The organism is Halopiger xanaduensis SH-6 (assembly GCF_000217715.1).
Lineage (GTDB): Archaea > Halobacteriota > Halobacteria > Halobacteriales > Natrialbaceae > Halopiger > Halopiger xanaduensis.
Map to the genome: position 1 here is coordinate 3,329,573 of NC_015666.1, position 25,763 is coordinate 3,355,335.

The following is a 25,763-nucleotide window of genomic DNA, read 5'->3' on the forward strand; positions in this document are numbered from 1 at the left end:
GCGGGGCGATGTTTTCGAGAGACTGGAGAAAGCGGCGGGGAGGGGGCTACTGGAGCGGCGCCGGCGAGACCAGATCCCGCTCCTGATCGTACTCGAGGAGGCCGGCGTCGACCAGTCGCGGGAGGTGATCGTGGTACAGCGAGAGGTAGACGTTCGCTACCTGTTCGCCCGACAGCTCCGTGACTGCTCGCCCGGTCTCGCGGACGGCGACCTCCTCGGCGGCGTCAGGGAGCGTGATCGCCTCTCCGTAGCTCGTCATGACCGCGAGGAGTAGCCGCCGCCGCTCGTTGGCGAGTAACGTGAAGGCATCGCTGATCACGTCCGCGGGAACCTCGCGACCGTCGAGCCACTCGAGCACCGCGAGCACGAACTCCGGCCGGTCGAGCGCTGAATTGGATGTAGCTGTCATACGTATCCTGGTCCCTCGAGTCCAAGGCGTCGCGTATCGACGGCCGATGGCAAGCGGGGACGACGAACGGAGGGGACCGTCGATCGTCGTTCGCTCGAGGGTACGTGTCGGTTTCTCGCCTCGCGGCTAAATAGGCGTGTCGAAACGGGGCGTCGCTGTCAGGCGATCGTGACAGTCAGTCGTCGATGGTAAACGTCGGTTCTGCGATCGACTCGCTCTTACAGGAGGGACACCGAGAGGGGCGGTTAAGCAGGTCGTCGAAGTCGGCGAAGCCGCAGTCCCGGCACTCCGGCGGGGCGACGAGAAACTGCTCGTCGTCCCGGCCGTCGATCGTCCGGGAGACGTGTTCGACGTGTCGGAGCACCGCATTGGGCGTCAGATCGAACGCCGCCGCAAGTTCGCTCGGGGTCGCCGGCTCGGCCCGGAGGGCGTCGGCGAGGCGCCGTCGCGTCGTTTCGTCGGCTTCGCGCATACGTCGACTGACGGGCCGCGGTCTTTTACGGTTTCGCTCCCCCGGCCGCCCACATTTGTGGTACGTTCTCACCCCTCATTCAATAAAGGGCAAGTAACTTACCGTCACCCGACGAACGGCCCAACATGAAGGCCGTCGTCCTTGCTGGCGGATACGCGACTCGGATGTGGCCGATCACCAAACATCGGCCCAAGATGTTCCTCCCGATCGGTGATTCGACGGTCATCGATCGCATCTTCACCGAACTCGAGGCGGACGAGCGGATCGACGAGGTCTACGTCAGCACCAACGAGCGGTTCGCCGCCGACTTCGAGGCCCACCTCGCCGACAGCGAGTTCGAGAAGCCCCGGCTCTCCGTCGAAGACACGACCGACGAGGACGAGAAGTTCGGCGTCGTCGGCGCGCTCGCACAGCTGATCGACCGCGAGAACGTCGACGACGACCTGCTCGTCATCGCCGGCGACAATCTGATCAGTTTCGACGTCGCGGACTTCCTCGACTACTTTCAGGAGAACGACGCCCCGACGCTGGCCGCCTACGACGTCGGCTCCCGCGAGAAGGCTAAATCCTACGGCCTCGTCGAACTCGAGGGAGACCGCGTCGTCGACTTTCAGGAGAAACCCGAGGATCCAAACAGCACGCTGGTCTCGATCGCCTGCTACGCGTTCCCGCAGGATTCGCTGTCGCTGCTGCCGACCTACCTCGAGGAGGGGAACAACCCCGACGAGCCCGGCTGGTTCGTCCAGTGGCTCCAGAACCGCGAGCCCACCTACGCCTTCACCTTCGAGGGCGCGTGGTTCGACATCGGCACGCCCGAGAGCTACCTCGACGCCGTCGCCTGGCACTTGGACGGCAATTCGCTGGTCGCCGACTCGGCGACGCTCGAGAACGTGACGATCGGCGACAACGTCCACGTGATGGCCGACGTCACGCTCGAGGAGACGAACCTCGACCACGCGGTCATCTTCCCCGAGGCGACGGTCCGGAACGGGGACATCCGCCGGTCGATCATCGACGAGGGGACCCACATCGAGGAGTTGGATCTGGCGGGGGCACTCATCGGCGCCCACACGACGATTACGAACGGGTCGTCGGAGTAACCACAACCAGTTTCACCACCGCGTTCTCGCGCAGTCGTCGTCTCCGTCCGGCGAGCTGACAACCGACAACTGATAACTGACAACTGGCGGTAGTCGCAGCTTTCGAAAGAGCCACGGGTACGGACTCGTATATCGGAGTATGCCGATCAGGGGTGGGGACGAACTATCGGTCTTATACGTCGACGACGATCCCGATCTCAGGTCGCTCGTCGCGACGTTCCTCGAGCGGCGCGACGACCGGTTATCGGTCGCGACCGCGACCAGCGCCGGCGCAGCGCTGGATCGACTCACTGCCGACGTCGACTGCATCGTCAGCGACTACGAGCTGCCCGACACGGACGGGATCGAATTCCTCGAGGCCGTTCGCGGGGAGTATCCCGACCTGCCGTTTATCCTGTTTACGGCCGGCGGCTCCGAGGCGGTCGCCAGCGATGCCATCTCGGCGGGCGTGACGGATTACCTCCGGAAGGGGACGGGTACTGAGCAGTACGCCGCCTTGGCCGACCGAATCGTCGACGCGGTCGAGGCGTCTCGAACCCGGCGACAGCGCCGACGGCACCACACTGCGATCGAAACCGCACAGGAGGGGATCAGCATCGTCGGCGCCGACGGCCGCTTCCAGTACGTCAACGACGCCTACGCCGGGCTGTACGGCTACGATCCCGAGGAGTTGCTCGGCGAGCACTGGGAACTGCTGTACCCCGACTCGGAGGTCGAGTTCGTACGGTCGGAGCTCGTCCCCGCCGTCGAGGCCGAGGGCTACTGGCACGGGCGCACGACCGGCCGCCGCGCCGACGGCACCACGTTTCTCGAGGACCACGTCGTGTCGACGACCGAGAACAGCGAACTCATCTGTACGGTTCGGGACGTCAGCGATCGGGAGGCGCGCGAACGGAAACTCACGCGGCTGCACGCGGCGACGCGGGACCTGATCGAGGCGACGACCGTCGAGGAGATCGCGACGCTCGCCACCGACGCGGCGGACGATATCCTCGAGTTCCCGCTCAACGGCATCCACCGCTACGACGAGGCCGTCGACGGCCTCGTGCCGATCAGCGTCTCGAACTCGAGTCGCGAGTTGCTCGGCGAGCCGCCCGTCCTCACCGACGGGCTCGCCTGGGAGACGTTCCAGCGCGGGGAGGCGAAGGTCTACGGCGACGTTCGCGAGGCCGAGGGCGTGCTCAACCCCGACACGCCGATCCGGAGCGAGATCCTCCTGCCGCTCGACGAGCACGGCGTCTTCATCGCGTCCTCGACCGAGTGCGACGCCTTCGACGACGCCGACGTTACCTTCGCGAAGCTCCTGGCGGCGAACGTCACGAGCGCGCTCGACCGGACGGCCCACGCCCGGAAACTCGAGCTCCTGCAGGAGCGGACGCAGACGCTGATGAACACCTCGAGCGTCGACGCGACGGCCGACGTCGCGGTTACCGCCGCCCGCGAGATTCTGGGGGCGGATCTCTCGACGTTTCACGGGTTCGTCGAGCGAGACGGACAGCAGCGCCTCGAGCCGGTCGCGACGACCGACACCGTCCACGAGGTCTTCGACTCGACGCCCGAGTACGTCCGGTCGGAGACGGCGGATCCGGTGACGGCGTCCGTCTGGGAGGTCTTCGACGACGGCGAACCGGCCTACGTCCACGACACTAACGAGTACCCGGAATTCGTCGACGAAACCCCTGCGAGGAGCGCGATCCTACATCCGATCGCCGACTACGGCGTCTTCGTCGTCACGTCGACGACGCCGAGGGCGTTCAGCCAGACGGACGCGAAACTCACCGACATTCTGGCCTCGACGCTGACGACCGCGCTCGAGCGCGTCGATCGGGAATCGCTGCTTCGGGACCGGACGGCCGAACTCGAGGCCCAAAACGAGCGACTCGAGCGGTTCGCGAGCATCGTCTCGCACGATCTCCGGAATCCGTTGCAGGTCGCCGAGGGCAGTCTGGAACTGGCGCGTGAGATCGCCAACGACGACGACGGATACGACGGCGACAATACTGCCGACGACCACCTCGACGACGCGCGCTGGGCGCTCGAGCGGATGAACGGTCTGATCGAAGAACTCCTGACCCTCGCACGCGACGGCGAGCGGATCGACGACCCCGAACCGGTCGACCTCGCGGCGCTCAGCGAGACCTGCTGGCGAAGCGTCGCGACGGCCGAGGCGACGCTCGTGACGCGCGTCGACCGTCGGATTCGCGCGGATCGCTCGCGACTCGAGCAACTCCTCGAGAACCTCTTTCGCAACGCGGTCGAACACGGCGGCGACGGCGTGACGGTAACGGTCGGCGATCTCGAGGACGAAGCCGGCTTTTACGTCGAGGACGACGGCCCCGGAATTCCCGACGACGACCGAGCGCGGATCTTCGAGAGCGGCTACTCGACGTCGGCGGACGGAACCGGGTTCGGCCTGTCGATCGTCCACGAGATCGTCGCGGCCCACGATTGGGAAATCGCGGTGACCGAAGGAACTGGCGGGGGGACCCGGTTCGAGATCACCGGTCTCACCGCGGCCGAGTGACTGGTAGCACGCTCGCCTCGAGCGACGACGTAACGGCTGGACTCGTTTTCGCGTCGCAGCGACTCACGTTCGCGACGGGAACGGTACGGGGGCTACCGGGCTCGAGTGTCCACTAGTCGAATTCAGCAGTCTCTACGCTGAACAACTATCTAAATATTATATTACTACGAGATAAGATATGATCGTAGGCAGAACTATTCCGAACCGCTGTCTGGGAACGGAAGGGAATCGCAGCGGTCGCCGCTCACAGACAGTTGAAACGCAGGGATTCGTTCCGAAAAGAGCGGGATCTCTCTCGGTTCGAGAGTCGATCGCCAGTTCGCGGGATCGAACAGTGACCCGGCGAGCGGAATCGGGAAGCAACATCTGTATCTGGTTCTTGATGCGGTTTAGTCCCCCTCCAACCGCTAATTCGGGTACGGTTCTACAGCGTTGCAGTTCCGACTCGGATAGCGGCGATATCACTTTTCGAGTAACAATACATCTAATTGAAATATTTGGAAACTGAGTTGAAGGGGGAACCATATCTATTCAGACACTACTGAAACACTAACGGGGTCAATTGAAGCGGTGGAAGCTGCAGGTCGCTCGCGGATCACGACGCGTCGGACCGAAGGAAGAAGCGGCGTCAGCCGCCTTCAACTGCCGGCGCTGCGCTCAACACGTCGCCGTCCGCGACCGGCGTTTCGGCCCCGCACTGGTGGGCCACGTTCCGGTCGTTTCGCAGAACGATGACCGAATCGGCGAACGTACCGTCGTCGAAGAGGTCGTCCCCGAGCGCAGGATAGTCGTCCGCGAGGGCGGCGAATACGTCGCGGACGGTCGCGTCGGCCGCGACCTCTCGCTCGAGCGACTTCGTCCCGACGGGGTCGCGAAAGGGGCCGTAGAGTTCGCACGTGACGCGCATCGGTGACCGGTGGTACGGTGACGAAACGCTTGAAAGCAGTTGCTGGGGACAGGTTATCGCGCTCGAGTCGCGAGACGGGAGTGAATCGCGACCCGACGCCGTGCTGCTGCCAGCAGACGGTGGGCGTCGCGGTTCGCGATCGAGTCCCGGTGACGCACGTCCGCGCGCGACGGCTCGACGGGGTGCAGGATCGCCGAACCGATCGCGGTACGTCGCGCCAGGCATCCGAATCGGATCGGTGGGTGCAGGTCTGTGGAATGCGCTGGCGACTGGACCCACGACGGCATCGGTAAAAGCTGTTGCGTCTGGTAACACCGCTCACGGTCGACGCACGTTTGTTTCTCCGAACGAATCGGTCGCCCCCGAAAGCCCCACGCGCCGTCGTCGGCTCGAGGTCAGTCCGGCTGCCCCGTCGACCGTCCCGGATCGACGAGCGAGATCGGATGCCGCGGGCGACGGGTCAACAGCGAATCCAGTTGCTCGAGACACGAGGTGCCGCTGGCGACGACCGTCCGGTCCGCGGCGTCGGGGGCCTCGAACTGCTCGCGGAGCCGGTCGCCGACGTCCATGCTCAGGTCGTAGTATTCCCGTTTGTAGCCGAAGCTGCCGGCCATCCCGCAGCACTCGACGTCGGAGGTGACGACGTCGTAGCCGAGCCGCTCGAGGACGGCCGTCGTGTACGGCTCGAGCTCGAGGGTGCGCTGCTGGCAGTGGGAGTGGTAGGCGACGTCGGCGGTTGCGGCCCCACCGTCGGCCGTCACCTCGCCGGCTCCGCCGTCCGCGCTGCCCAGCGGCGCCGGATCGGCGCCGTTCTCGAGCAGGCCGTAGACGTACTCGAAGACCTCGTAGCTGCGGTCCGCGAGCGATTCGTACTGCGCCGGGTCGAGCAGTTTCTCGTACTCGCGCTGGAACATCGCGAGGTCGCTGGGTTCGACGACGACGACGTCGTAGCCCGCCTCGAGGTAGGGCTCGAGGTCGGCGGCCACGTCGCGGGCGTGGTCCTCAGCGGTGGCGACCATCCCCTGCGAGAGCGGGGCGCGACCCGACGCGGCCACCTCGGGAACCTCGACCGCGACGCCCAGCGCCTCGAGCGTGCGGACGGCGGCCTTCCCGCGCTCCGTTCGCACGTGGTTGGTGTAGAGATCGGGGTAGACGACGACGTGATGGTCCGCGTTGGTGGGCCGCGGCTCGTCGCGGTTGCGGAACCACTCGACGAAGGTTTCGCGCTCGAACGCGGGCAGTTCGCGGCGCCGATCGATGCCGAGGGTCCGCTCCATGAGCAGCCTCGAGGGCGGGGTATCTGCCAGCCAGTTCGAGACGGGTGCGGTCGCAGAGCCGAGCTTCGCGAGCGTCGAGAAATTGCCGAAGAACCGCTTCTGGAGGTCGAGTCCGGCCGGTTCCTCGTCGGGGGTGAGCCCTTCGACGAGGAAGTCGAACTGGCCGTCGTCGTCTTCGCGGTTGATGCGGTCGCGGACGACGGTGTTGATCCACGGAATGTCGATCTTTACCGGACACTGGTTGACGCACCGCGAGCAGCCGGTACAGAGGTCGTTGAACTCGGCCGCGGAGTCCTGCCCGTGGACGCCGGCCTCCCAGCCGGTCGCGATGCCGCCCGAGTAGGTCTCGCCGCCGAAGGCGTGGCCGCCGACCGACTGGAAGTTCGCACACGAGTTTGCACAGGCCGAACACCGGATGCAGTACAGCGTCTCCCGAAGCTGGTCGTCCTCGCGCATGTCCATCCGGCCGTTATCGAGGAGGACGAGGTGGAACTCCCGGTCCTCGGCACCGGCGTCGACGATCGGCTCGTCCGAGTCGAAATCGATCGTCGGCGTCCCCACCGGCGGCGAGAACAGCGAGACGTAGGAGGTGATATCCTGGCCCGTCCCCGACCGCCCGATGAGTTCGACGAACGGCTGGAGGTCCTCGAACGTCGGGATAATTTTCTCGACGCCGGCGACGGCGACGTGGGTGTCCGGCACGGCGACGCTCTTGCGGGCGTTGCCCTCGCTGGTGACCAGCGCCATCGTCCCCGTGTCCGCGGTGACGAAGTTCGCACCGGTGATCCCGACGTCCGCTTCGTCGATGCGCTCGCCCAGATACTCCCGGGCGAACTCGGTCAGTTCCTGTGCCGTCTCGAGGTCCTCGTCCAGGTCGAAGTGTTCGTTGAAGAGGCGGGCGATGTCCTCGCGCGAGCGGTGGATCGCCGGCGCGACGATGTGGCTGGGCGCCTCGTCGGCGACCTGCAGGACGAACTCGCCGAGGTCGGTCTCCCAGACCTCGCTGCCCTCGGCCTCGAGGTGCTCGTTGAGGTCGATCTCCTCGGTCGTCATCGACTTGGACTTGACGACCGTCTCGGCGTCGTTATCGCGGACGACCTCCCGGACGTAGCGGTTCGCGTCGGCCGCGTCGTCGGCGACGTAGACGGTGCCGCCGTTTTCCTCGACGGTCTCGCGGACCTGCTCGATCAGCTCGGGTAGGCGCTCGATCGCGTCCTCCTTGATCGCCCGCGCTCGGTCTTTGTAGGCCTCGTAGTCCTCGAGCCGTTCGACCGATTCGTAGCGGCCGGCGTTGAAGCCTCGGGCGTTCTCCCCGACGCTGTCGCCCTCGGTGGCCAGCAGGTGGCGGATTCGGTCGGCCTTCGCCGCTCGGTCACTGGACATTGTTCTCGCCTCGGGTCTCGCTGTCGCGTTCGCGCTGTTCTTCGCCCTCGCTCTCGAGGATGATCGCGTGCGTTTCGCGCGGCCCGTGGACGCCGTGGACGAGTTCGCCCATGTCGGCCGTCGCGCTCGGACCGGTCGCGATCACGGCGTCGTCGCGTCCGTCGCGGAACCGGTCGCCGAGGCGCTCGAACGCCGCCGCCATGTCGGAGACGATATCCCGCTCGCGGAGCACGACGACGTGGCGATCCGGGAACAAGCTCGCGAACTCGGCGCCGTCGGGCGTCGCCTCGAGGACGACCGAGCCGTAGTCGGCGACGCCGATCGCCGCGGCGGTGACGCCGCAGGCCGCGTCGCGCAGTTGGGCCGGCGTCGGATCGCGGACGACGTCCGTACTCGCGAGCGAGACTTCCTCGAAGGGGAGCGGGGTGCCGACGGCCGGTTCGACGATCGCGTCGGCGATCGCCGCCTCGAACGTCGAGGGGGTGGCTCGGGTCACGTCCGTCCGAACGGTCCCGAGATTCGTTTCGAACGTCTCGAGTTGCGTTACCATCTTGAGGATAGGTAACGAAGGCCGGTGATTTGGGTCTTATCATTACTTGCGGGGGACGGACACGTCTCGGTTGCCCCGCACCGGATCCGGTACGCCTAACAGCCAGCAACCGAAACCGGAGTGCTACCGCTCGGATCGAGGCGATCCGCAACTGATCGCATTCGGTCCGGTCACACCGGATAACTCTTAAATAGATCGGTGCGTAACTACGTCACAAATGTCACAACGACCCAAATACCCGGTGCAGGCCGCCGCGACGACCTTCCAGATCGTCGAGACCCTTCACGAACTCGAAGGGGCGGGCGTCGCCGAACTCGCCGCCGAACTCGAGATGCCCAAGAGTACCGTTCACGACCACCTCCGGACGTTGACCGAAGCCGAGTACCTGGTCAACGAGGGCGGGACCTACCACGTCGGCGCGCGGTTTCTGGAGCTCGGCGGGTTCGCCCGGAGCCGGATGAAGCTGTATCAGGTCGCGTCACCGGAGATCAAAAAGCTCGCCGAGGAGACCGGCGAGCACGCGAATCTGATGATCGAGGAACACGGGAAGGGGATCTTCCTCAACAAGTTCAAGGGCGACGACGCGGTCACGCTCGACACCCACATCGGAAAGCGGGTCCACCTCCACACGACGGCGCTCGGCAAGGCGATCCTCGCGCACCGATCGGAATCGACGGTCGACGAGATCATCGACCGCCACGGGCTGCCGGCCGTGACCGAACGGACGATTACCGACGAGGCCGAACTGAAGGCCCAACTCGAGGCGATCCGCGAGCGCGGCTACGCGATCGACGACGAGGAACGCGTGCTCGGCATGCGCTGTATCGCGGCGCCGATCTGCGACGAGAACGACGAGCCGCTCGGCGCGATCAGCGTCTCCGGCCCGACGAACCGCTTTACCGACGACCGGTTCGACGAGGAGATTCCGAAGCACGTCCTGAGCACCGCGAACGTGATCGAGGTCAATATGACGTATTCGTAATTCGTCCGGTCCCAGCGGATTTCGAAACGAACCCCGGGGGCTCGCTCTCCTCGCACGAACGGCGTCGTATCCGGACCGATTCGCTCGTTTTATACACCCGTATGATTGTAACGTTACACGTCGAACCGGCCGGATTGGCCGTCGCGAATCGACGCCCGGTGTCCGCCCCTATCGGACGCAGCGACCGATCGTTTCGGCCGCACCGACGGACGCTGCGCCGGTCGCGGGTTGCGCCGACCGACTGCTGCGGACGAGGTTCGAGGGAATCTATTTACGTTTCGTTGTGGGAATGTGCCGCATGGTCGTCGTAACAGCGATCGACGGCGAAGACGGCTCGAGTCGGGTCCTCAGCGAAGGCTGGGCGCTGGCGAACCGGTTCGACGAACCGCTGCACGCCATCCTGGTCTACGAGGGACCGTCCCACCGCGAGCTCATCAACAAGTCGCTGAACGTCGAGGACTCGGTGACGCCGGAGCGGGCGCAGGAGATCGCCGAGAGGGTCCTCGCCGACGTCGCCGAGGGCGTAACCGACGAGTACGAGGCGGTCGGCCGGACCGGCGAGGCGCCCGCGGAGATCCTCGAGTACGCCGAGGAGGTCGACGCGCGCTACATCGTCGTCGGGGGTCGCTCGCGGTCGCCGGTCGGGAAGGCGCTGTTCGGCAGCGTCACGCAGTCCGTGCTGCTGGACGCGTCGTGTCCGGTGCTGGCCGTCATGGACGAGCGGGAGGCATAGGGCTCGAGTCCGGCGCCGAGGTCACCGGGCGGCCGACTCGAGGCGCCTCGAGAGCAGGTCGTCGACGAGAACGGTCGCGGTCGGGTGGTCGCCGTATGCGTCGGCGACCCGGAAGGTACACGTTTGGACCGTTCCGTCGCCGTAGTCGCGGGTCGTGATCGCGGCCGAGGGGTTCGCCAGCCAGCCCTCGACGTAGCCGACGGCCGCGTCGTCGGCCGAGTCGACGTCCGCGACCGCGTAGGGGTACAGGCCGTCGAGTTCCCAGCCGGGAACCGTTCCGAACAGCCGCTCGAGGCGTTCGTCAACGGTGTACAGCAGCGACGCCACGAGGTTCCAGCTCTCGTCTTCGGGAAGGTTGCGGTAGTCGAACGCCGTTTCCGTCCCATCGCCGGCTGCGAGCGAGCCGTCGCTGTCCGCGACCGCCAGTACGTCGCCCCCGTCGCGGGCGTACGCGAGCACGTCGTCGGTCGTTTCGGTGACGAGCGCGACGTCGACGTCCTCGTCGAGCCGGTCGACGACCGTCGGGTCGCGGTCGGAGTCGCGGTCCCCGAGTGCGGTCCGAAGCGCGTCGTCGACGTAGACCGTGGCGTCGGCTGGTCGAGCGTCTTGCCCGTCGTGCAACCGCGGCCGGGACCGCGGGCAGACGGTGACGGGTTCCTCGGTTCGCGCGTCGCCGAACTCGAGGGCGATCGTTTCGGTGGTCACCGCGTCGGCGTCAGCTATCACGTCCGACGCGGCGACGTCGACGAGATCCGCCACGCGAACCGTCGACGCGGGATCGACGGCGACCGTGCGCCGGCCCGATTCCCCCGCGATCGTCCAGGAGAGGTCCGCTTCGAGCTCCTCGGCGGTGTCGTTGACGACGACCGCGTCCGCCGCGATCCGTCCGTCGTCCCAGACGGCCCGCGACTCGAGGTCCAGTTGGACGGCGACCGGGGCGTTGACCCGCGCGAACGCCTCGAGGGTCCCCTTCGGCTCGCGGCGGTAGTCGAGCAGGCCGTTGAACTCCCACTCGATGTCGGAGAACTCGGTCAGGACGTAGCCCGCAATCTCGTCGCGGGCGCGCATCTGCTCGATGACGTCCTTGTTCGAACGGAGTTGGCGGCGTTGCCAGGCTTCCGCCAGCGCCTCGAGATCGTCGAAGGCCTCGGCGAGCGCCGAGTCGGCGAACCGCTCGCGGTAGCCGGCGGGGCGTTTCAGCCCCTCGGGGAGGAACTCGTAGTCGAACCAGGGCGGCTCGCCGTCGTACGCGTCCTCGACGGCCGCTATGTCGCCCAGTCCCCACGTCCCGAACTCCGAGACGACGATCGGCGCGTCGTCGGGATCGGTTTCGGTCGCCGCGTAGTTCGCTTCGGGGTTCTCGACCATCCCGTCCAGATCGGCCGCCCACGCGTCGGCGCGGTCGGGACTGACGAAGTAGCGATGGTAGTCGTTGATGTCGGTCGCGACGTGGGCCCACCCCGAGTTGTCGCAGACGAGCCGCGTCGGATCGGCCGCCTTCGTCTCCTCGTACAGTTCCGCGAGGGAGGCTTGCTTCGCCCCGTCGTCCCACAGCGACGTCTCGACGTCCAGTCCCTGCGGGTTGCCGATCCCCCACTCCTCGTTGTAGATGCTCCAGACGACGACGCTCGGCCGGTTGTAATCGCGCTCGAGCATCCCCCGCAACTGATCGGCCAGTTCCTCCTTGGAGCGTTCCGTACACACTGACGGATTAGCCGGCTCCGCCCAGACGAACAAACCGAGCCGGTCGGCCGCCTCGAGGAAGTCCGGATGGGCCGGCTTGATGTGCTTGCGCAGGAGGTTGAAGCCGAGGTCCTTCGCGATCCGCACCTCCCGCTCGAACCAGTCGTCCTCGGACGGCCGGTATAGCGTCCGCGGGTAGTAGCCCTGCTCGAGCGCGCCGCGGATCGGATACGGCTCGCCGTTCAGGTAGATCCGCCCGTCCCGCGCCTCGACGCTGCGCATCCCGAAGTAGTCCTCGTCGCGATCGACGACGGTTCCGTCGCGCTCGAGGGCGACCCGCACGTCGTAGAGCGCGGGCGTCTCGGGCGTCCAGTAATCGGGGTCCTCGATCGAGATCGTTACGTCGCCCGTGCCGTCTGGCTCGAGCGCGGTCGTCGCGGATGCGACCGCTGTACCCTCGCGTTCGACGGTGATCGTCGCGTCGACCGCCGACGGGTCCTCGACGGTCGCAACAGCAGCGGCCGTCGTCTCGAGTTCGATCCGAACGGTGTCGTCCTCGACATTCGGCGCCGCGCGAAGCTGCTCGACGCGACAGGCGGGGACGTCCTCGAGGGTCACTTTCTGCCAGATCCCGCTGACGCGCTGGTACCACGGTTCGCCCTGCTTTCCGTGTGGAATCTCGGAGATGTCGTCCGGATCGGTGACTTCGACGGCGATCGTATTCTCGCCCTCGACGAGTGCGTCGGTGACGTCGACCGAAAACGGGAGATAGCCGCCCCGGTTCGAGCCGGCGCGTTCCCCGTTCACTCGGACGACGGCCTCGTAGTCGACGGCGCCGAACCGGAGCAGGGCGCGGCGATCGTCGCCGTCCGGCGGCGCCTCGAGGTCGATCGTTCGCCGGTACCACGCGGTGCCCGTGTACTCGCGGCACTCGTCGTGTTCCTGCCAGACGTGGGGGACCTCGACCGTGCGCGCCCGGTCCGGCCACGGTTCGTCCGGCGCCGCCCAGTTGCGCTCGCGGCCGCGCTCGTCGGGGTCGGTGACGAACCGCCACGGGCCGGACAGGTCGATCCGCCGCCGCTCGCCGCTCGCGTTCGCGCTCGAGTGTGTCTCCGTCCTCATGAATGCAATCAAAAACCGCTCGAAGCGGCCTTAGGCGGCCTCTTCCGTTTCGGTCTCAGCCTCGGTCTCGGCGCGCGATTCTCGTCGCATGTCGGCCAGCAGGTTGTCGCCGGTCCGCTCGTCGAAGAGGTGGATGTCCGCGGGATCGAAGGCGATCTCGACGCGATCGCCGACGTCCGGCTTCACGTCGCCGGGGACGCGGACCCGACACTCCGAGCCCTCGATGTCGAGGTAGACGAAGTTGTCGCTGCCCGCGACCTCCACGACCTCGACGGTGGCGGCGATCGAGTCGCCGTCGCCGCCGTACTCGATGTCCTCCGGGCGGATGCCCAACTCGAGGTCGTCGCCGGCGCCCGATTCCCGGATTTCGTCGACGATCGACGCGGGGATCTCGTAGGTGAACCCGTCGCCGACGAGCGTCGAGCCGGAAAGCGAGACGTCGAAGAAGTTCATCGCCGGGCTGCCGATGAAGTCCGCGACGAACCGGTTGGCCGGGTTGTTGTATACTTCTTCCGGCGTCGCGAACTGCTGGAGTTCGCCGCCGTCGAGGACGATGATCCGGTCGCTCATCGTCAGCGCCTCGTGCTGGTCGTGGGTGACGTAGATCGTCGTCGTCCCGAGCTCCTCCTGGAGCCGCTGGAGTTCGGTCCGCATGTGGACCTTGAGCTTCGCGTCTAAGTTGCTCAGCGGCTCGTCCATCAGGAAGATCTTCGGGTCGCGGACGATGGCGCGGCCGGTCGCGACGCGCTGTTGCTGGCCGCCCGAGAGTTCGCTCGGCTTGCTGTCGAGCTGGTCGCCGATGCCCATCATCTCGGCGGTTTCCTCGACCCGCTGCTCGATCTCCTCGTCGGACATGTCCGTCGTCAGCTTCAGCCCGTAGGACATGTTCTTCCGGACGGACATGTGCGGGTACAGCGCGTAGTTCTGGAACACCATCGCGATCCCCCGGTCCTGGGGCTCGACGCCCTTGATGCTCTCGCCGCCGATCTTGATGTCGCCGGCGGTGATCTCCTCCAAGCCGGCGATCATCCGCAACAGCGTCGACTTGCCCGACCCCGAGGGGCCGACGATAGTGATGAACTCGCCGTCCTCGATGCGGGCGTTGAAGTTCTCGATGGCGACGAAGTCGTCGAGGTAGACCTTTCGGACGTCCTCGAAGGTGACCGGAGCCGATTCCGAGTCCGAGGCCGTCGCCGGCACCGATGCTGCTTCCAGGTTCGATTCCGCGTTCGCGTCGCCGAGGTCGTTTGCGTTGCTCATTGTCGTAGCACCGTTCGCGCGTCGTGCGCGTCGTTGTCGATTTCGATCGTTGCCGTCGGCGCGACCGCGCTCGCCGCAGTCGCACCTGCTTCGCCCGTCTCCGGGGTGCCGATCCGCGTTCGGTCACCGATCCCGCTCACGCGTCGGTCACCTCCGTCGCGACCGGGGTCGCCTCGGCCGGGGCCGAGACGTTCGCCACGAACTCGACGTGCAGTGCGAACGCGACGCCGGCGAACAGCACCGCGACGGCGACGGTCAGCAGCGAGCTGACGACGAACAGGACGACCGTCACGACGCCGAGCGCGACCGCGCCGACCGCGTGGCGGGCCGTCCAGCGGTAGCCGTCCGCGAACGCCTCGAGGACGGGTTTCCCCGCCGCCAGCCCCAGCAGGGTCGGCATCGAGACGAGCGCGGCGTACAGCCCCGCGTACAGGCAGCCGAGGCCCAACAGGCCGGCCGTCACCGCCCCGCTCGCGAGGTACGCCAGTACGTAGTTGGCCGCGCTCACCAGCAACACGAGCGGGACGAACGACAGCAGCGTCGCGTGGACGAACCCCTCGCGGACGGTCTCGAGGACCGCCGACCGATCGATGCCGTCCGCCTCGCCCTCGCGAAGCGAGAGCACGGCCCGGTAGGCCCCGACCGTCGCCGGGCCGATCGTGACGAGCGGCAGCGCCGCGAGGAACCACGCGAGGCTGATCCAGACCACCTCGACGAGGTTGTCCCAGACGAACCGCGCCGTGTGCTGGAGCGAGGCGTACATCGGATCGAGGTCGTTCGATTGGGGTTTGATTTTGGCTTGGCGCATCGTGGATCACTTCGTGGTCCCCTGCATTTCGACCGCGCGGACGAGGTGGCGCTGCATCACCAGGAAGACGAGCAGGAGCGGCACCGAGGCGACGACCGCCGAGGTCATGATGACGCCGGGTTCGGTGACGCCGAGGTTGTCCTGCAGCGTCACCAGCCCGATCGGCAGCGTGTACATCGCGTCGCTCTGGAAGATCAACAGCGGCCAGACGAAGGCGTTCCACGTCCAGATGAAGATGAACAGCCCGAGCGCCGCGAGCGCCGACCGCATCAGCGGCAACACGATGTGGGTGAAGATCCGCAGGCGCGAGAACCCGTCGAGCCGGGCCGCCTCCTCGAGTTCCTCGGGGATGTCCTTGAAGAACTGGACGAGCATGAACACGCCCAGCGGGTTCGCGGCGCTGGGGAGGACGACGCCCCAGAGGGAGTTGACGAGCCCGAGTTCGCTGGCGATGATGTAGACGGGGACGAGGTTGATGATCCCCGGCACCATGAAGCTCGCCACGATGACCGCGAAGACGACGCGTCGGCCGGGCCAGTCCAGCCGGGTCAGCGAGTAGGCGATCATCGCGTCGACCGCGATCACGACGGCGGTCGTGATCCCGGCCAGGATGACCGTGTTGACGGTCCACTGGACGATCAGCGAGTTCGTCAGCAGGTACTCGTACCAGTACAGCGTCACGTCCCACGGGATCAGGTACGGCACCTCGGCGTAGACCAGATCGCGCGTCATGAACGACGTCGCGAACATGTACCAGTACGGGATCAGGAACAGCGCCGCCGTCCCGTAGAGTCCCGCGTACAGGGCGATCGTCCGAAGGCGGGTGTTCGACAGCGAGACGTTCTCGAGGACCGATTTCGATTCGACGCTCATTGGTCATCACCCGTGAGGAAGTAGTAGTTGGTCGCCGAGATGGCGATCAGGATCATAAAGAGGACGTAGCCGACCGCGGCGGCGTAGCCGAACTCCCGGCCGGTGAACGCGGTTTCGTAGAGGTAGAGGACGACCGTCGTCGTCGAGAACGACGGGCCGCCGTCGGTCATGATGTACGGCTGTCCGAACACCTGGAACGAGTTGACGAAGGTGACGATAACGATGAAGATCAGCGGGTTCCGCATCTGCGGGATCGTGATGTCGCGCATCATCCGCCACGGACTCGCGCCGTCTAACTTCGCCGCCTCGTAGAGGCGGTCCGGAACGTTCTGGCGCGCGGCCAGCAGGATGATGAAGTTGAACGCCAACTGCCACCAGATCGTCGCGATGGCGATCGCCGGCATCGCGAGCTGGTGGTCGGTCAGCCAGTTGCCGCCGCCGATGTAGTACGGGACCAGCCCCGAGGCGCTGAAGACCTCCGTCCACAGCAGCCCGACGACCGCGACGGTCAGGACGTACGGGCTGAAGAAGATCGTCCGCAGCAGCCACTTGCCCCGCACGTCGCGGTTGACGCCGAGCGCGAGCAGCAGGGAGCCGACGATGATCGGCGGCACCGTCAGGACGACGAAGTAGACGGTGTTTCGCAGCGCGTCCCAGAAGTCCGGATCCGACAGCAGGATCCGGTAGTTCTCGAGGCCGATGAACTGCGACTGGGCCGGATCGAGCGCGTTCCAGTCGTGGAAGCTCATGTACAGCGCCAGGAGCAACGGCCCGAAGAGGAAGGTGCCGGCGATCAGGACGTAGGGAAGCGCGAAGGTGACGCCGGCGAGCAACTCGCGGAGCGACGACGCCGTCAGGCCGCCTGACTCGTCGGCGCTCGCGTTCGTCGCGTCCGTCTCGGTTTGTTGTGCTTGTGCCATGGTTAGGGTTAGCCTCTGTTGAACGTCTGCCGAACGCCTCGCTCGGCCGTCTCGATGACTTCCGGCGGCTCCACGTTTCCGGCCCGCATGTCGTCGAGCGGCTGGTAGATCTCCTCGATGTACTGCTCGACGTTCGGCGTCGCCGGCGGCCGGATGAACTGGTCGTTCTGGACCATCCCGTAGAACGTCTCGAGAGTCTTATCCCACGTGTCCGACTCCCGCAGGGCGTCGCTCTCGAGCGCCGTCCGGCTGGCGGGGAGGTGGCCGGCGTCGGATCCCCACCGGTCGTTGAACTCCTGGGTGAGCAGACGGACGGTTTCGATCGCGTCCTCGAGCCGTTCTCGATCGCGGTCCTGGCTCTCGGGAATGATCAGCATGTGGCTGTCGCCGACCGTCACGGGACTGGTCGACTCCGGCATGATGAACGGCTCCGTCAGGCCGAACTCGAAGCCCGCCTCGCGGACGACGCTGATGTGCCACGTTCCCTCGAGTTTCATGCCGACCTCGCCGCGGTTCCAGGCGTCCCAGCCGGCGGTGGGATCGACCGGCGCCCACTCGTGTTCGTACACCCAGTCGTGCATCTCCTGGACGACGTCGTGCCCGTCGTCCGTGTCGAAGGCGGGTTCGTAGTCCTCGGTGATGAGTTGGCCGCCGCGGCTGTGCAGCAGCATCCGCATCGTCTCGGCGTGGAACTCGCCCTCGAAGTAGTCGAAGGCGTAGTAGTCGGTGTTTTCGACGATCGCGTTGGCGCACTCGTAGAACCGTTCGGCCGTATTCGGCGGCTCCTCGGGATCGAGCCCCGCCTCTTCGAAGATTTCCTTGTTGTAGTAGAGCCCGAACGGGTGCGTATCCATCGGGACGGCGAGCTGTTCGCCGTCGACGACGCCGCCCTGAGCGACCTCCTCGAGGTACGGGTCGGTGCCGATCTCGTCGGTGACCGGGACGATGCTGTCCTCGTAATCGCGCATCATCCGCGAGTGCATCACCGCGACGTCCGGCGGGTTCCCGCCGACCATCGAGGTGTAGAGCCGGCCGTAGTGTTCGTCCCACGGGACTCGCTGGCGGTTGATCCGGAAATCGTACTCGTCGCTCGCGTTGATTTCGTCGACCATCGTCTCCATGACGGCCCCGTCGCCGCCGCCGAAGAGGGTCCAGTACTCGACGCCGTCCCGCGAACTGCCGACGTATCCGGTACAGCCGGCGATACCGGTCAATCCGGCAGCGCCCGTCGCCTGCAGTACGCGGCGACGGCTCACCGTCCGCGACGAGCCGCCATCGGGTGGGCGTGACATAGTCTCACCCTTGTTGGTGTTGCGCATTGGCACACAAGTGTATGAATTAAACATAACATATGTATCTTCCGGTCAGTATGCCTAGAATAATCGGCGTCAATGATGCAAAAATCGGAGTAGAGGGTGGTTCCGCCGGTGCAACCGTCGGCGATTCGCAGCGGCCAAGACGTAAAGATTCTCTGGCCTGCCGGACACTGAGAAGATCGTTCCGGCCCGTCAGAGTCAGAACGCGCTGTCGGCGAACCCGCCGTCGACGGTCAGCACTTCGCCGGTGACGAACGAGGACGCGTCGCTCGCGAGGTAGATCGTCGCGCCGATGAGTTCCTCGCGCTCGCCGACCCGTCCGAGCGGCGTCCGCTCGTCGATGCGCTCGCGCTTTTCGGTTCCCTCGGCGTAGGTGTCCTCGTTCTGCGGCGTGATGAAGAAGCCGGGCGCGATCGCGTTGACTCGGATTTCGGGTGCGAGTTCCTTCGCCGAAGCCCGCGTGAACGCCTCGACGCCGCCCTTCGCCGCCGAGTACGCCGGCAGATTCGCCATCGAGAGCCGCGCGGCGAGCGAGGAGATGTTGATGATGCTCCCGCCCTCGTCCATCGCGGGCGCGAACGTTTGCGTAATGCGTCGGACGCCGTCGAGTTGGACGTCGGTGACGAAATCCCACTCGTCGTCGCTGATGCCGACGACCGTGTCACGGGAGATCGCCCCCGCCGACGAGACGACGACGTCGATCCCGCCCAGGGACTCCTCGGCGACCTCGCGGAGGTTCTCGAGCGACTCGGGTTCGGTGACGTCGCAGGTAACGCGGGCCGTGGTCGCACCCTGCTCCTCGAGGAGGTCGGCCGTCTCATTAACTGCGTCCTCGGAGCGACTCGTCGCGATGACGTCCGCGCCGTCGGCGGCGAGTCCGACGGCGATCGCCTGTCCGAGCCCGCTCGTCCCGCCGACGACGACGGCGCGCTTGTCGGCGACGGTGACCGGGGTATGCGTATACTCGTCCATATGTCACGCGAGCACAGCGACCGTCATGAACGTTTTCATGAACGACCTGCACGCCGTTTCTCATTGGGGAACGAGTCGATTCGCCGGATACATCCGCCGTTCCCCATGTTATCAATTCACACTGAGTATTCGGGTTACAAAAATACGATTGTAAACTTCGAGTTATCGGCAGCTTTGTTTCTGATCAAGAAATACGACGTAGCAACTCGTGGACCCGCTCTCGACCCGTTCGGGATCGCGGGACCGGATCGGTCGACCCGACCGCGCCGCCATCGCGCAGCACCGAACGGTTTTATTCACCCCGTCCGAAACGTCGTCCATGAACGCTACGATGGTCACGGAGTTCGCAAAGCGGGACTGGGAAACGGCGGCCGACGGGACGGTTCGGTTCGCGCTGATCGGGCTCGGCTGGTGGACCGTCGACATCGTCATCCCGGCGATCGAGCAGGCGGACTACTGCGAGACGGCGGTGCTGGTCAGCTCGTCTACGGAGAAGGCCCAGCGGCTGGCCGACCGCCACGACGTCGACCGCGGAATCACGTACGACGAATACCACGACGGCGCCGCGAGCGACGCCTACGACGCCGTCTACATCGGCACGCCCAACGCCTACCACCTCGAGTACGTCGAAACCGCGGCCGAACTCGACAAGGCGGTGCTCTGCGAGAAGCCCCTCGAGGCGACCGCCGAACGCGCCGAGCAGTTGGTCGACGCGGCAGCGGACGGCGACATCCCGCTGATGACGGCCTACCGCATGCACACTGAGCCCGCCGTCCGCCGCGCCAAGGAACTCATCGAGGACGGGTTCATCGGCGAGCCGACGCAGGTCTACGGCAACAACACCCAGCCGCTGCTCGAGATGATCCCCGATCCCGACCAGTGGCGCCTCGATTCGGACGTCACGGGCTACGGGACGTCCGTGATGGACCTCGGTATCTACCCGATCAACACCGCGCGCTTCCTCCTCGAGCGGGATCCGGTGCAAGCCGAGGCCCGGATGTCCTCCACCCACGAGGCGTTCGACGACGTTCCGGACCAGTTCGCCACGATTACGCTCACTCTCGAGGACGACGTTCCCCTGGTCTGTACGACGAGCCAACACGCCCAGGAAGACACCGAACTCAAGATCATCGGCACCGACGGGCTCATCGAACTCTCGCCGGCGTTCCACGGCGAGGCCACGCTCCACCTCTCGTCGGGCAGCGTGGAAGCGACCATCGAGGATACCGACTTCACCGAAGTCGAGGAGATGCGCGAGGAGTTCGATTACTTCGCCGACCGCGTCCTCGGCGACGAACCGATCCTGCCGGACGGCCGCCACGGACTCGACGATCTGCGAACGATCGAGGCGATCCACGAGGCCGCCGAGCGGGACGAACCCGTCGACATCTAATCGCGCGGCGGCGACGCCGCGGAATTACACGCGATTACTCGCCGTCCCGGTGCGATACCGACCCCGCGCGATACCGGCCCCGCTCGAGACTCGAGGACACGCCCTCCTCGAGAAACGGTCTCCGATCGGCCGCTACCTGCTTGGAAGTAGCCGGCAATGGTCGCAACCAGCGCCGAACGCGGTCTCGGGATCGAGCGTCGAACGGTTACGCGAGAAATAGAATGACTTTTCGATAGGTCGAAGGAACAGTCAGGAACCATATATACATCTCACGATGGTCGATGGTCGGATTGCCAGGAAGCCGATGCGAATCAGACGGCGGTCTATAACGCTCGTTCCATCTCGTACTCGCCGCGGTCCCGTTCGGTGATCTCGAAGCCCGCCGACCGATAGAGGTTCATCGCGATCCGGTTCGTCCGGGCGACGGTGAGCCACACGCGCGTCAGCCCGTTTGCCTGCCCGTGGCCGAGCAAGCAGCCGATGAGGTGCGTCCCGATACCGGCGGACTGGTACGCCGGCCGAACGAAAATCGCGAGCTCGGACGTCGAATCGTACGGGATCAGGACGGCGTGGCCGACGACGTCGCCCTCGTGGCGGGCCACGACGTTCAGTCCCTCCTCGAGCAGGTCGGAGAGCCACTCGACAGTTCGGTTCTCGCTTCTGGGCGGTAACCCCTGCGTGCGCGAGTCGTCGTCGAAATGGGCGTACATCTCCTGCAGCGGCTCTAACTGGCCGTCATACTCGCGAATCGAGATCGTCCGCTCCTCGCGGTCGGTGAACGTTTTCGGCGGGCGGGGAAGCGACGTCCGTTGGGCGGCGGCCATACGCGAGGGTAGTTTCTGCACGCTCCTAAGGGCTCCCCGCATTCCCGGTTTCTGGGAGCGACCGGGGACTCGAGCTGGAGCTGTCACGACTGAGGCGACCGACTGTACTGATGCCAGTCTAGATTGACTATGTATCTAATCTAGTAACTACTATGCATTCAGATACTAACAGTGAAACGGAGGTGATAGAGGGCAGTCTCGTCGTTCGACATCGTGCGGAACTGACTCGCGGAGAGATCGATCGTCGATCAGTGGCAGTGAGCGTTGAGGTGGACGTCGCGAGCGGCGTACGACGGACACAGTTCGACGGTCGCGTGATCGACGCCGCGTGCCTCGAGTGTCGCGTGGACGCGTCGCGTCACCGCCTCGGCGTCCGCCATCGTCTCGGCGTCCGTCTCGAGGTGGACGGTCGCGACCGTGATCCGGCTGCAGACCTGCCAGGCGTGGATGTCGTCGACCGCGGTCACGCCCTCGAGGTCCTCGAGCGCGGCGCGAACGGCCGCTCGGTCGAACGGCGTCCGGTGGAGGAAGATCGCGCTGCTGCCGCGGAGCACGTTCACGGCGGACCACGTCACGACGACCGCGATGAGGCCGGCGGTGAGCGGGTCGACGAGGTGAAACCCGGTCAGTTCGATGACGACCGTCGAGACGATGACGGCGACCGAACCGCCGGCGTCGCCCAGCAGGTGGTAGAACGCGCCGCGCTCGTTGAGGCTCATCTCGCCGCCGTGTAACACGTAGATCGAGCCGACGTTGACCGCGAGCCCGCCGGTCGCGATGAGGAGCGTCGGGCCGGTTCCGATCGCGACGGGCTCGAGGAATCGGTGGTAGGACTCCCAGAGGATGAATCCGACCATCGGGAGCAGGAGGACGCCGTTGAGGAAGGCGGCGAACGGCTCGAGGCGGTGGAGGCCGTAGGACCAGCGCCCCTCGTCGCCGTAGGATTCGGCGACGTAGGCGGCGGCGAAGGCCATCACGTACGCGAGCGCGTCGAACAGCATGTGGAACGCGTCGCTGATGAGCGCGACCGAGCCGAACAGGAGTCCGCCCGCGAGTTCGGCGACGAATCCGACGAGGTTGATCGCGGAGACGACGGCGAGTTTCCGGCTGCTCGTCGACGACGCGCCGTGGTCGTGGTCGTGCCCGTGACCGTGGCCGTGGTCGTGACCGGTGTGCTCGCCGCCGTGTTCGTGTCCGGGCCCGTGAGCGCGGTCCTCGTGGCGGGCTCGAGCCGACTCGTGATCGGTCATCGTTGGCGTCGCTTCGAACCCGAATCTTATCAACATCGCTGTTGTAAACGCGCCGTATTTCGCTATAGATTAGCAATAGAGGTCCAGATTGTTATTAACTAGATCGAGAACGGAGAGCCTAGCGACGACTCTCGAGACGGGAAGGCGCATACGAAAGAGCCGAATTAGAGCGCGAAACGCACGTGGCCGCCGGCGGGACACCGACGATGGCGATATTCGGACGAAAGCGGGTGCGTCGAGGTACTCGAGAGTGCGATCAGTCGTCCTCGAAGAGGTCGGCGACGTACTGCTGTTCCCAGTCGCGTCGCGCTTCCAGTTCGCGCCGGCCGCGCCGGGTGAGGGTGTAGAAGTTCGTTCGGCGGTCCGCCTGCCCCTTCTCGACGAGCCCCTTGTCGACGATCGTATCGAGATTCGGATACAGGCGCCCGTGGTGGATCTCCGTCTCGTAGTAGTCCTCGAGTTCCTCCTTGATTGCGAGGCCGTGTGGCTCGTCTTGGCCGGCGATGACGTACAGGAGGTCGCGCTGGAAGCCCGTTAAATCGTACATATTTGAACGTTGTTGTGTCAGGAACATAAATAAACCGGTCGATACGAGGTTGCGATCGGAAGAAATTCGGTGCGGCCGACCTATCGTCGGGCCGTGTCCGACGCGTCCGACGGAGAACGGCTCACCGTTGACGACGAGATCGTCGCTCGCGCGCGGATTCACGCCCGCGAGGTGGCCGGCGACGGTGGTGATGGCGAGTACGAGCTGCCCGTCGATCTCGAGGCCCTCGAGTGGAACGTCTCGGCTCGGGCCCGCCGGCGCGCCGGGGCGTGTCGCTGGGACCGTAATCGAGAGGTCGCGACGATCGTCCTCGCGCGGCGGGCCTACGAGCGGTACGAGTGGCCGGAGTTCGCCGCGGTCGTTCGCCACGAGCTCGTCCACGCCTGGGAGTTCCAGCAGTTCGGCGAGTCGGGGCACGGCCCGCGGTTTCGCGAGCGAGCGGCCGACCTCGAGGCGCCGCGCCACTGTCGGGCGTTCGCGGAGCCGCGGTACGTCCTTCGCTGTCGCGCCGAGGGCTGCGACTGGCGGGCGACGCGCCACCGCGCCTCGCAGCCGGTGAAGGCGCCGGATCAGTACCGCTGCGGGAGTTGCGGCGGCGCCTACGAGGTCGAACACGTCGCGAGCGGGCGGACGTGGGCGACCGCCAGCGAGTACGGCGGCGCGAAGGCAGCGCTCGGCGACGACTGGTAGGCGATCGGCGGCCGTCCGGGTCCACGTCCGCGAGGACGGTAGCGGATCGGCAGCCGACGGCGCGTATCGACGCCCTGACCGCGGAACACTTATTCGCCTCACAGAACCTGTACTAGCTATGGGAATCCTCGAGTTGATGCTCGGCCAGTCGGGTCCCGGCGAACAGGGCGTCGAGGGCAAGTCCTACAAGCTGCCGAAGGCGAACCACGACTTCGTCTATCCCGTTGCAGCCCGATCGGCGGAACTCGACGCCTTCCAGCGGCTGATCCGGGCCGAGGCCGACGCACCCTACATCGAAGAGAACACGGAGGAACTGCAGGCCGTCTTCGACGACGTGCTCGGCGAGGCGGAGATCGACGCGGCGGAACTCGCCGAGCGAAATCGACGGCCGCGACTCGAGGCCGAACCGGTGATCGACTACTGGCGCGAACAGGTGGCCGACGGCGACGGCGTCGGCGTCGTCTACGCCCGGCCGGGCACGTACTCGACGCTGGCGTCGTTCGTCAACGTGTGTCGACAACGCGACGAGGACGCCGACGATCCCTTCGAACTGCCCGAGGACTTTTCGAAGGCGGCGGCGCTGCTGACCCGCCTCGAGGAGGCGACGGACGACCAGTACCGCGCGGTCGTCCACAGCGATCTGCTGCCGGACGACTCGGACTAACTCTCGGCGCGGTCGGCACTACGAGTTCCGCCGTCAGCTCGACGGAGTTCGATTACGAGGCCGACAGCGCCGAGCAGCGCCGCGATAAGCATGAACCCGACGCCGCTGCCCGGCGAACTGACCTCGAGAAACCCCCCGAGTACCATCACGAGCAGCGCAAACCGCTGGAGCGCAGCACCGATCATTACCGTACCGATGTTAGAATACTATCAAGTATCTTCTGATCGGGTTGTAGCGACTAGCGGTGTCCGTCGCCTCGCAGCGGAGATAGCGGGTCGAGCGCGAGAATAGACTCAGACGATCGTTTCGAAGGCCTCGAGCGACGCGAGTTCGTACGTCGGTCGGTGCTCCGCGGTCTCGACCCCGCCGTCGGTCGCGATCCACGCCGAATCGAGGCCCATCGCGTTCGCGCCGGCGACGTCGGCGTGCAGCGAGTCGCCGATGTGAATCGCGCCGTCGGGCGTCGCCTCGAGCGTCGAGAGCGCGTGCTCGAACGGCGCCGCGTCGGGCTTCGGGTGAATCCCCGCGCTCGGCTCGGTGAAGACGCGCACGTCGAAGGCGTCCTCGATGCCGAGCGCCTGCAACTTCTGCGTCTGCGTCTCGCGTCCGCCGTTAGTGATCAGCGCGACCTGCCCGTGGTCGCGGGCGCGTTCGAGCGCCCGCTCGGCGCCCGGCCGAAACTGAACGGCGGTCGGGTCCGTCTCCTCGCGGTAGGCGCGGGCGAGTCGGGACGGCACATTCGGGTCGATATCGCGCTCGGCGCGGCGCGAGACCTCGGTAAACAGGTGCTCGTAGAACTCCAGATCCGTCTCCGCCGTCGGCAGATCGGGGATCGCGGCGCGCAGGTCGGCCGGCGTACAGAACCGCTCGCAGCCGGCGCGGTCGAACGCCGCCTCGAGCAGCGCCGCGGGAGCGCGGGTCGGCTCGCAGAGGGTGTGGTCGAGATCGAAACAGATCGCGTCGTAACCGGACATCTACCCTATATTGGAGCGAGCGCGTTCTTAACGTTTCGACGGCCGCAATTCCGGACCCGACACGGTCAGCGGTCGGTCCCCGGGACCGGCCTGCGCGATTCGCCACGTTCAAGCCGGTTCCCTTCGACCG

At 66.1% G+C, this 25,763-nt stretch carries 25 protein-coding genes; 7 read left to right on the forward strand and 18 right to left on the reverse strand.

The genetic code is table 11. From position 1 onward, the window contains the following. Positions 1-46: 46 nt before the first annotated feature. Positions 47-409: a DUF7344 domain-containing protein gene (locus tag HALXA_RS16170; RefSeq protein ID WP_013881468.1), complete on the reverse strand. Its 363-nt coding sequence runs from the start codon at positions 407-409 to the stop codon at positions 47-49. A 175-nt stretch (positions 410-584) separates the two neighbouring features. Further along, positions 585-881, reverse strand: a complete 297-nt coding sequence (locus HALXA_RS16175; protein WP_013881469.1) for a transcriptional regulator — start codon at positions 879-881, stop codon at positions 585-587. A 125-nt stretch (positions 882-1,006) separates the two neighbouring features. Here HALXA_RS16175 and HALXA_RS16180 point away from each other — a divergent pair, with 125 nt between their 5' ends. Continuing rightward, the gene (locus HALXA_RS16180) at positions 1,007-1,981 is read left to right on the forward strand and encodes a sugar phosphate nucleotidyltransferase (protein WP_013881470.1); all 975 of its coding nucleotides are present in this window, start codon (positions 1,007-1,009) and stop codon (positions 1,979-1,981) included. A gap of 139 nt (positions 1,982-2,120) precedes the next feature. Further along, positions 2,121-4,505 carry an ATP-binding protein gene (locus HALXA_RS16185; protein WP_013881471.1) on the forward strand — a complete coding sequence of 795 codons (2,385 nt, stop codon included), beginning with the start codon at positions 2,121-2,123 and terminating at the stop codon, positions 4,503-4,505. Positions 4,506-5,133: 628 nt separating this feature from the next. Here the strand turns inward: HALXA_RS16185 and HALXA_RS21520 are convergent. The 3 genes from HALXA_RS21520 to HALXA_RS16200 all read right to left on the reverse strand — a co-directional run bounded on the left by HALXA_RS21520 (position 5,134) and on the right by HALXA_RS16200 (position 8,622). After that, a complete protein-coding gene (locus HALXA_RS21520; RefSeq protein WP_013881472.1) occupies positions 5,134-5,412 on the reverse strand; it encodes a ubiquitin-like small modifier protein 1 in 279 nt (92 codons plus the stop codon). Positions 5,413-5,807: 395 nt separating this feature from the next. Beyond that, a complete protein-coding gene (locus tag HALXA_RS16195) occupies positions 5,808-8,072 on the reverse strand; it encodes an LUD domain-containing protein (protein WP_013881473.1) in 2,265 nt (754 codons plus the stop codon). Continuing rightward, positions 8,062-8,622, reverse strand: a complete 561-nt coding sequence (locus tag HALXA_RS16200; RefSeq protein ID WP_013881474.1) for a LutC/YkgG family protein — start codon at positions 8,620-8,622, stop codon at positions 8,062-8,064. The genes HALXA_RS16195 and HALXA_RS16200 overlap by 11 nt, the downstream gene beginning before the upstream one ends. 217 nt (positions 8,623-8,839) lie before the next feature. On the opposite strand from HALXA_RS16200, the gene HALXA_RS16205 reads away from it, so the two are divergent. Continuing rightward, entirely contained in the window at positions 8,840-9,604 is a 765-nt protein-coding gene (locus HALXA_RS16205; protein ID WP_013881475.1) for an IclR family transcriptional regulator, read from the forward strand. Between the two features lie 298 nt (positions 9,605-9,902). Then, a complete protein-coding gene (locus HALXA_RS16210; RefSeq protein WP_013881476.1) occupies positions 9,903-10,337 on the forward strand; it encodes a universal stress protein in 435 nt (144 codons plus the stop codon). Positions 10,338-10,358: 21 nt separating this feature from the next. On the opposite strand, the gene HALXA_RS16215 is transcribed toward HALXA_RS16210, so the two are convergent. The 8 genes from HALXA_RS16215 to HALXA_RS16245 form a co-directional block, all read right to left on the reverse strand. Continuing rightward, positions 10,359-13,142: a glycoside hydrolase family 2 protein gene (locus HALXA_RS16215; protein WP_013881477.1), complete on the reverse strand. Its 2,784-nt coding sequence runs from the start codon at positions 13,140-13,142 to the stop codon at positions 10,359-10,361. A gap of 30 nt (positions 13,143-13,172) precedes the next feature. Beyond that, a complete protein-coding gene (locus tag HALXA_RS16220; protein ID WP_013881478.1) occupies positions 13,173-14,402 on the reverse strand; it encodes an ABC transporter ATP-binding protein in 1,230 nt (409 codons plus the stop codon). After that, positions 14,399-14,542, reverse strand: coding sequence for a hypothetical protein (locus HALXA_RS22215; RefSeq protein WP_171814679.1), 144 nt, complete (start codon positions 14,540-14,542; stop codon positions 14,399-14,401). Before HALXA_RS22215 ends, HALXA_RS16220 begins: the two co-directional genes overlap by 4 nt. Beyond that, positions 14,539-15,210, reverse strand: a complete 672-nt coding sequence (locus HALXA_RS16225) for a YesL family protein (protein ID WP_013881479.1) — start codon at positions 15,208-15,210, stop codon at positions 14,539-14,541. The genes HALXA_RS22215 and HALXA_RS16225 overlap by 4 nt, the downstream gene beginning before the upstream one ends. A gap of 6 nt (positions 15,211-15,216) precedes the next feature. Next, on the reverse strand, positions 15,217-16,083 hold the full coding sequence (locus HALXA_RS16230; protein WP_013881480.1) for a carbohydrate ABC transporter permease: 867 nt from the start codon (positions 16,081-16,083) through the stop codon (positions 15,217-15,219). Continuing rightward, the gene (locus HALXA_RS16235) at positions 16,080-17,003 is read right to left on the reverse strand and encodes a carbohydrate ABC transporter permease (protein ID WP_013881481.1); all 924 of its coding nucleotides are present in this window, start codon (positions 17,001-17,003) and stop codon (positions 16,080-16,082) included. Before HALXA_RS16235 ends, HALXA_RS16230 begins: the two co-directional genes overlap by 4 nt. A gap of 8 nt (positions 17,004-17,011) precedes the next feature. Beyond that, positions 17,012-18,295: an extracellular solute-binding protein gene (locus HALXA_RS16240; RefSeq protein ID WP_148263654.1), complete on the reverse strand. Its 1,284-nt coding sequence runs from the start codon at positions 18,293-18,295 to the stop codon at positions 17,012-17,014. Positions 18,296-18,517: 222 nt separating this feature from the next. Next, positions 18,518-19,291 carry an SDR family NAD(P)-dependent oxidoreductase gene (locus HALXA_RS16245; protein ID WP_013881483.1) on the reverse strand — a complete coding sequence of 258 codons (774 nt, stop codon included), beginning with the start codon at positions 19,289-19,291 and terminating at the stop codon, positions 18,518-18,520. 319 nt (positions 19,292-19,610) lie between these two features. On the opposite strand from HALXA_RS16245, the gene gfo6 reads away from it, so the two are divergent. Then, positions 19,611-20,684, forward strand: a complete 1,074-nt coding sequence (gene gfo6, locus HALXA_RS16250; protein WP_013881484.1) for a D-xylose 1-dehydrogenase Gfo6 — start codon at positions 19,611-19,613, stop codon at positions 20,682-20,684. Between the two features lie 323 nt (positions 20,685-21,007). On the opposite strand, the gene HALXA_RS16255 is transcribed toward gfo6, so the two are convergent. From HALXA_RS16255 to HALXA_RS16265, 3 genes are all read right to left on the reverse strand, one after another. After that, the gene (locus HALXA_RS16255; protein ID WP_013881485.1) at positions 21,008-21,508 is read right to left on the reverse strand and encodes a GNAT family N-acetyltransferase; all 501 of its coding nucleotides are present in this window, start codon (positions 21,506-21,508) and stop codon (positions 21,008-21,010) included. 248 nt (positions 21,509-21,756) lie between these two features. After that, positions 21,757-22,758, reverse strand: a complete 1,002-nt coding sequence (locus HALXA_RS16260) for a cation diffusion facilitator family transporter (RefSeq protein ID WP_148263655.1) — start codon at positions 22,756-22,758, stop codon at positions 21,757-21,759. Between the two features lie 256 nt (positions 22,759-23,014). Then, positions 23,015-23,305, reverse strand: coding sequence for a PadR family transcriptional regulator (locus tag HALXA_RS16265; RefSeq protein ID WP_013881487.1), 291 nt, complete (start codon positions 23,303-23,305; stop codon positions 23,015-23,017). A 93-nt stretch (positions 23,306-23,398) separates the two neighbouring features. On the opposite strand from HALXA_RS16265, the gene HALXA_RS16270 reads away from it, so the two are divergent. Further along, positions 23,399-23,995, forward strand: a complete 597-nt coding sequence (locus HALXA_RS16270) for a SprT family zinc-dependent metalloprotease (protein WP_013881488.1) — start codon at positions 23,399-23,401, stop codon at positions 23,993-23,995. A gap of 118 nt (positions 23,996-24,113) precedes the next feature. Next, positions 24,114-24,659: a hypothetical protein gene (locus HALXA_RS16275; protein WP_013881489.1), complete on the forward strand. Its 546-nt coding sequence runs from the start codon at positions 24,114-24,116 to the stop codon at positions 24,657-24,659. Here HALXA_RS16275 and HALXA_RS16280 read toward each other — a convergent pair. Then, positions 24,656-24,844 carry a hypothetical protein gene (locus HALXA_RS16280; protein WP_013881490.1) on the reverse strand — a complete coding sequence of 63 codons (189 nt, stop codon included), beginning with the start codon at positions 24,842-24,844 and terminating at the stop codon, positions 24,656-24,658. The genes HALXA_RS16275 and HALXA_RS16280 overlap by 4 nt on opposite strands. Before the next feature lie 108 nt (positions 24,845-24,952). Beyond that, entirely contained in the window at positions 24,953-25,633 is a 681-nt protein-coding gene (locus HALXA_RS16285) for an HAD family hydrolase (RefSeq protein WP_013881491.1), read from the reverse strand. Positions 25,634-25,763 lie beyond the last annotated feature (130 nt).

Coding starts and splice junctions, on each gene's coding strand:
- HALXA_RS16230 (WP_013881480.1), bottom strand. CDS start 16,083: ATGAGCGTCGAATCGAAATCGGTCCTCGAGAACGTCTCGCTGTCGAAC.
- HALXA_RS16210 (WP_013881476.1), top strand. CDS start 9,903: ATGGTCGTCGTAACAGCGATCGACGGCGAAGACGGCTCGAGTCGGGTC.
- HALXA_RS16265 (WP_013881487.1), bottom strand. CDS start 23,305: ATGTACGATTTAACGGGCTTCCAGCGCGACCTCCTGTACGTCATCGCC.
- HALXA_RS16245 (WP_013881483.1), bottom strand. CDS start 19,291: ATGGACGAGTATACGCATACCCCGGTCACCGTCGCCGACAAGCGCGCC.
- HALXA_RS16275 (WP_013881489.1), top strand. CDS start 24,114: ATGGGAATCCTCGAGTTGATGCTCGGCCAGTCGGGTCCCGGCGAACAG.
- HALXA_RS16170 (WP_013881468.1), bottom strand. CDS start 409: ATGACAGCTACATCCAATTCAGCGCTCGACCGGCCGGAGTTCGTGCTC.
- HALXA_RS16240 (WP_148263654.1), bottom strand. CDS start 18,295: ATGTCACGCCCACCCGATGGCGGCTCGTCGCGGACGGTGAGCCGTCGC.
- HALXA_RS16220 (WP_013881478.1), bottom strand. CDS start 14,402: ATGAGCAACGCAAACGACCTCGGCGACGCGAACGCGGAATCGAACCTG.
- HALXA_RS16215 (WP_013881477.1), bottom strand. CDS start 13,142: ATGAGGACGGAGACACACTCGAGCGCGAACGCGAGCGGCGAGCGGCGG.
- HALXA_RS16180 (WP_013881470.1), top strand. CDS start 1,007: ATGAAGGCCGTCGTCCTTGCTGGCGGATACGCGACTCGGATGTGGCCG.
- HALXA_RS16260 (WP_148263655.1), bottom strand. CDS start 22,758: ATGACCGATCACGAGTCGGCTCGAGCCCGCCACGAGGACCGCGCTCAC.
- HALXA_RS16280 (WP_013881490.1), bottom strand. CDS start 24,844: ATGATCGGTGCTGCGCTCCAGCGGTTTGCGCTGCTCGTGATGGTACTC.
- HALXA_RS16185 (WP_013881471.1), top strand. CDS start 2,121: ATGCCGATCAGGGGTGGGGACGAACTATCGGTCTTATACGTCGACGAC.
- HALXA_RS16285 (WP_013881491.1), bottom strand. CDS start 25,633: ATGTCCGGTTACGACGCGATCTGTTTCGATCTCGACCACACCCTCTGC.
- HALXA_RS16205 (WP_013881475.1), top strand. CDS start 8,840: ATGTCACAACGACCCAAATACCCGGTGCAGGCCGCCGCGACGACCTTC.
- HALXA_RS21520 (WP_013881472.1), bottom strand. CDS start 5,412: ATGCGCGTCACGTGCGAACTCTACGGCCCCTTTCGCGACCCCGTCGGG.
- HALXA_RS16195 (WP_013881473.1), bottom strand. CDS start 8,072: ATGTCCAGTGACCGAGCGGCGAAGGCCGACCGAATCCGCCACCTGCTG.
- HALXA_RS16200 (WP_013881474.1), bottom strand. CDS start 8,622: ATGGTAACGCAACTCGAGACGTTCGAAACGAATCTCGGGACCGTTCGG.
- HALXA_RS16235 (WP_013881481.1), bottom strand. CDS start 17,003: ATGGCACAAGCACAACAAACCGAGACGGACGCGACGAACGCGAGCGCC.
- HALXA_RS16175 (WP_013881469.1), bottom strand. CDS start 881: ATGCGCGAAGCCGACGAAACGACGCGACGGCGCCTCGCCGACGCCCTC.
- HALXA_RS16255 (WP_013881485.1), bottom strand. CDS start 21,508: ATGGCCGCCGCCCAACGGACGTCGCTTCCCCGCCCGCCGAAAACGTTC.
- HALXA_RS16225 (WP_013881479.1), bottom strand. CDS start 15,210: ATGCGCCAAGCCAAAATCAAACCCCAATCGAACGACCTCGATCCGATG.
- gfo6 (WP_013881484.1), top strand. CDS start 19,611: ATGAACGCTACGATGGTCACGGAGTTCGCAAAGCGGGACTGGGAAACG.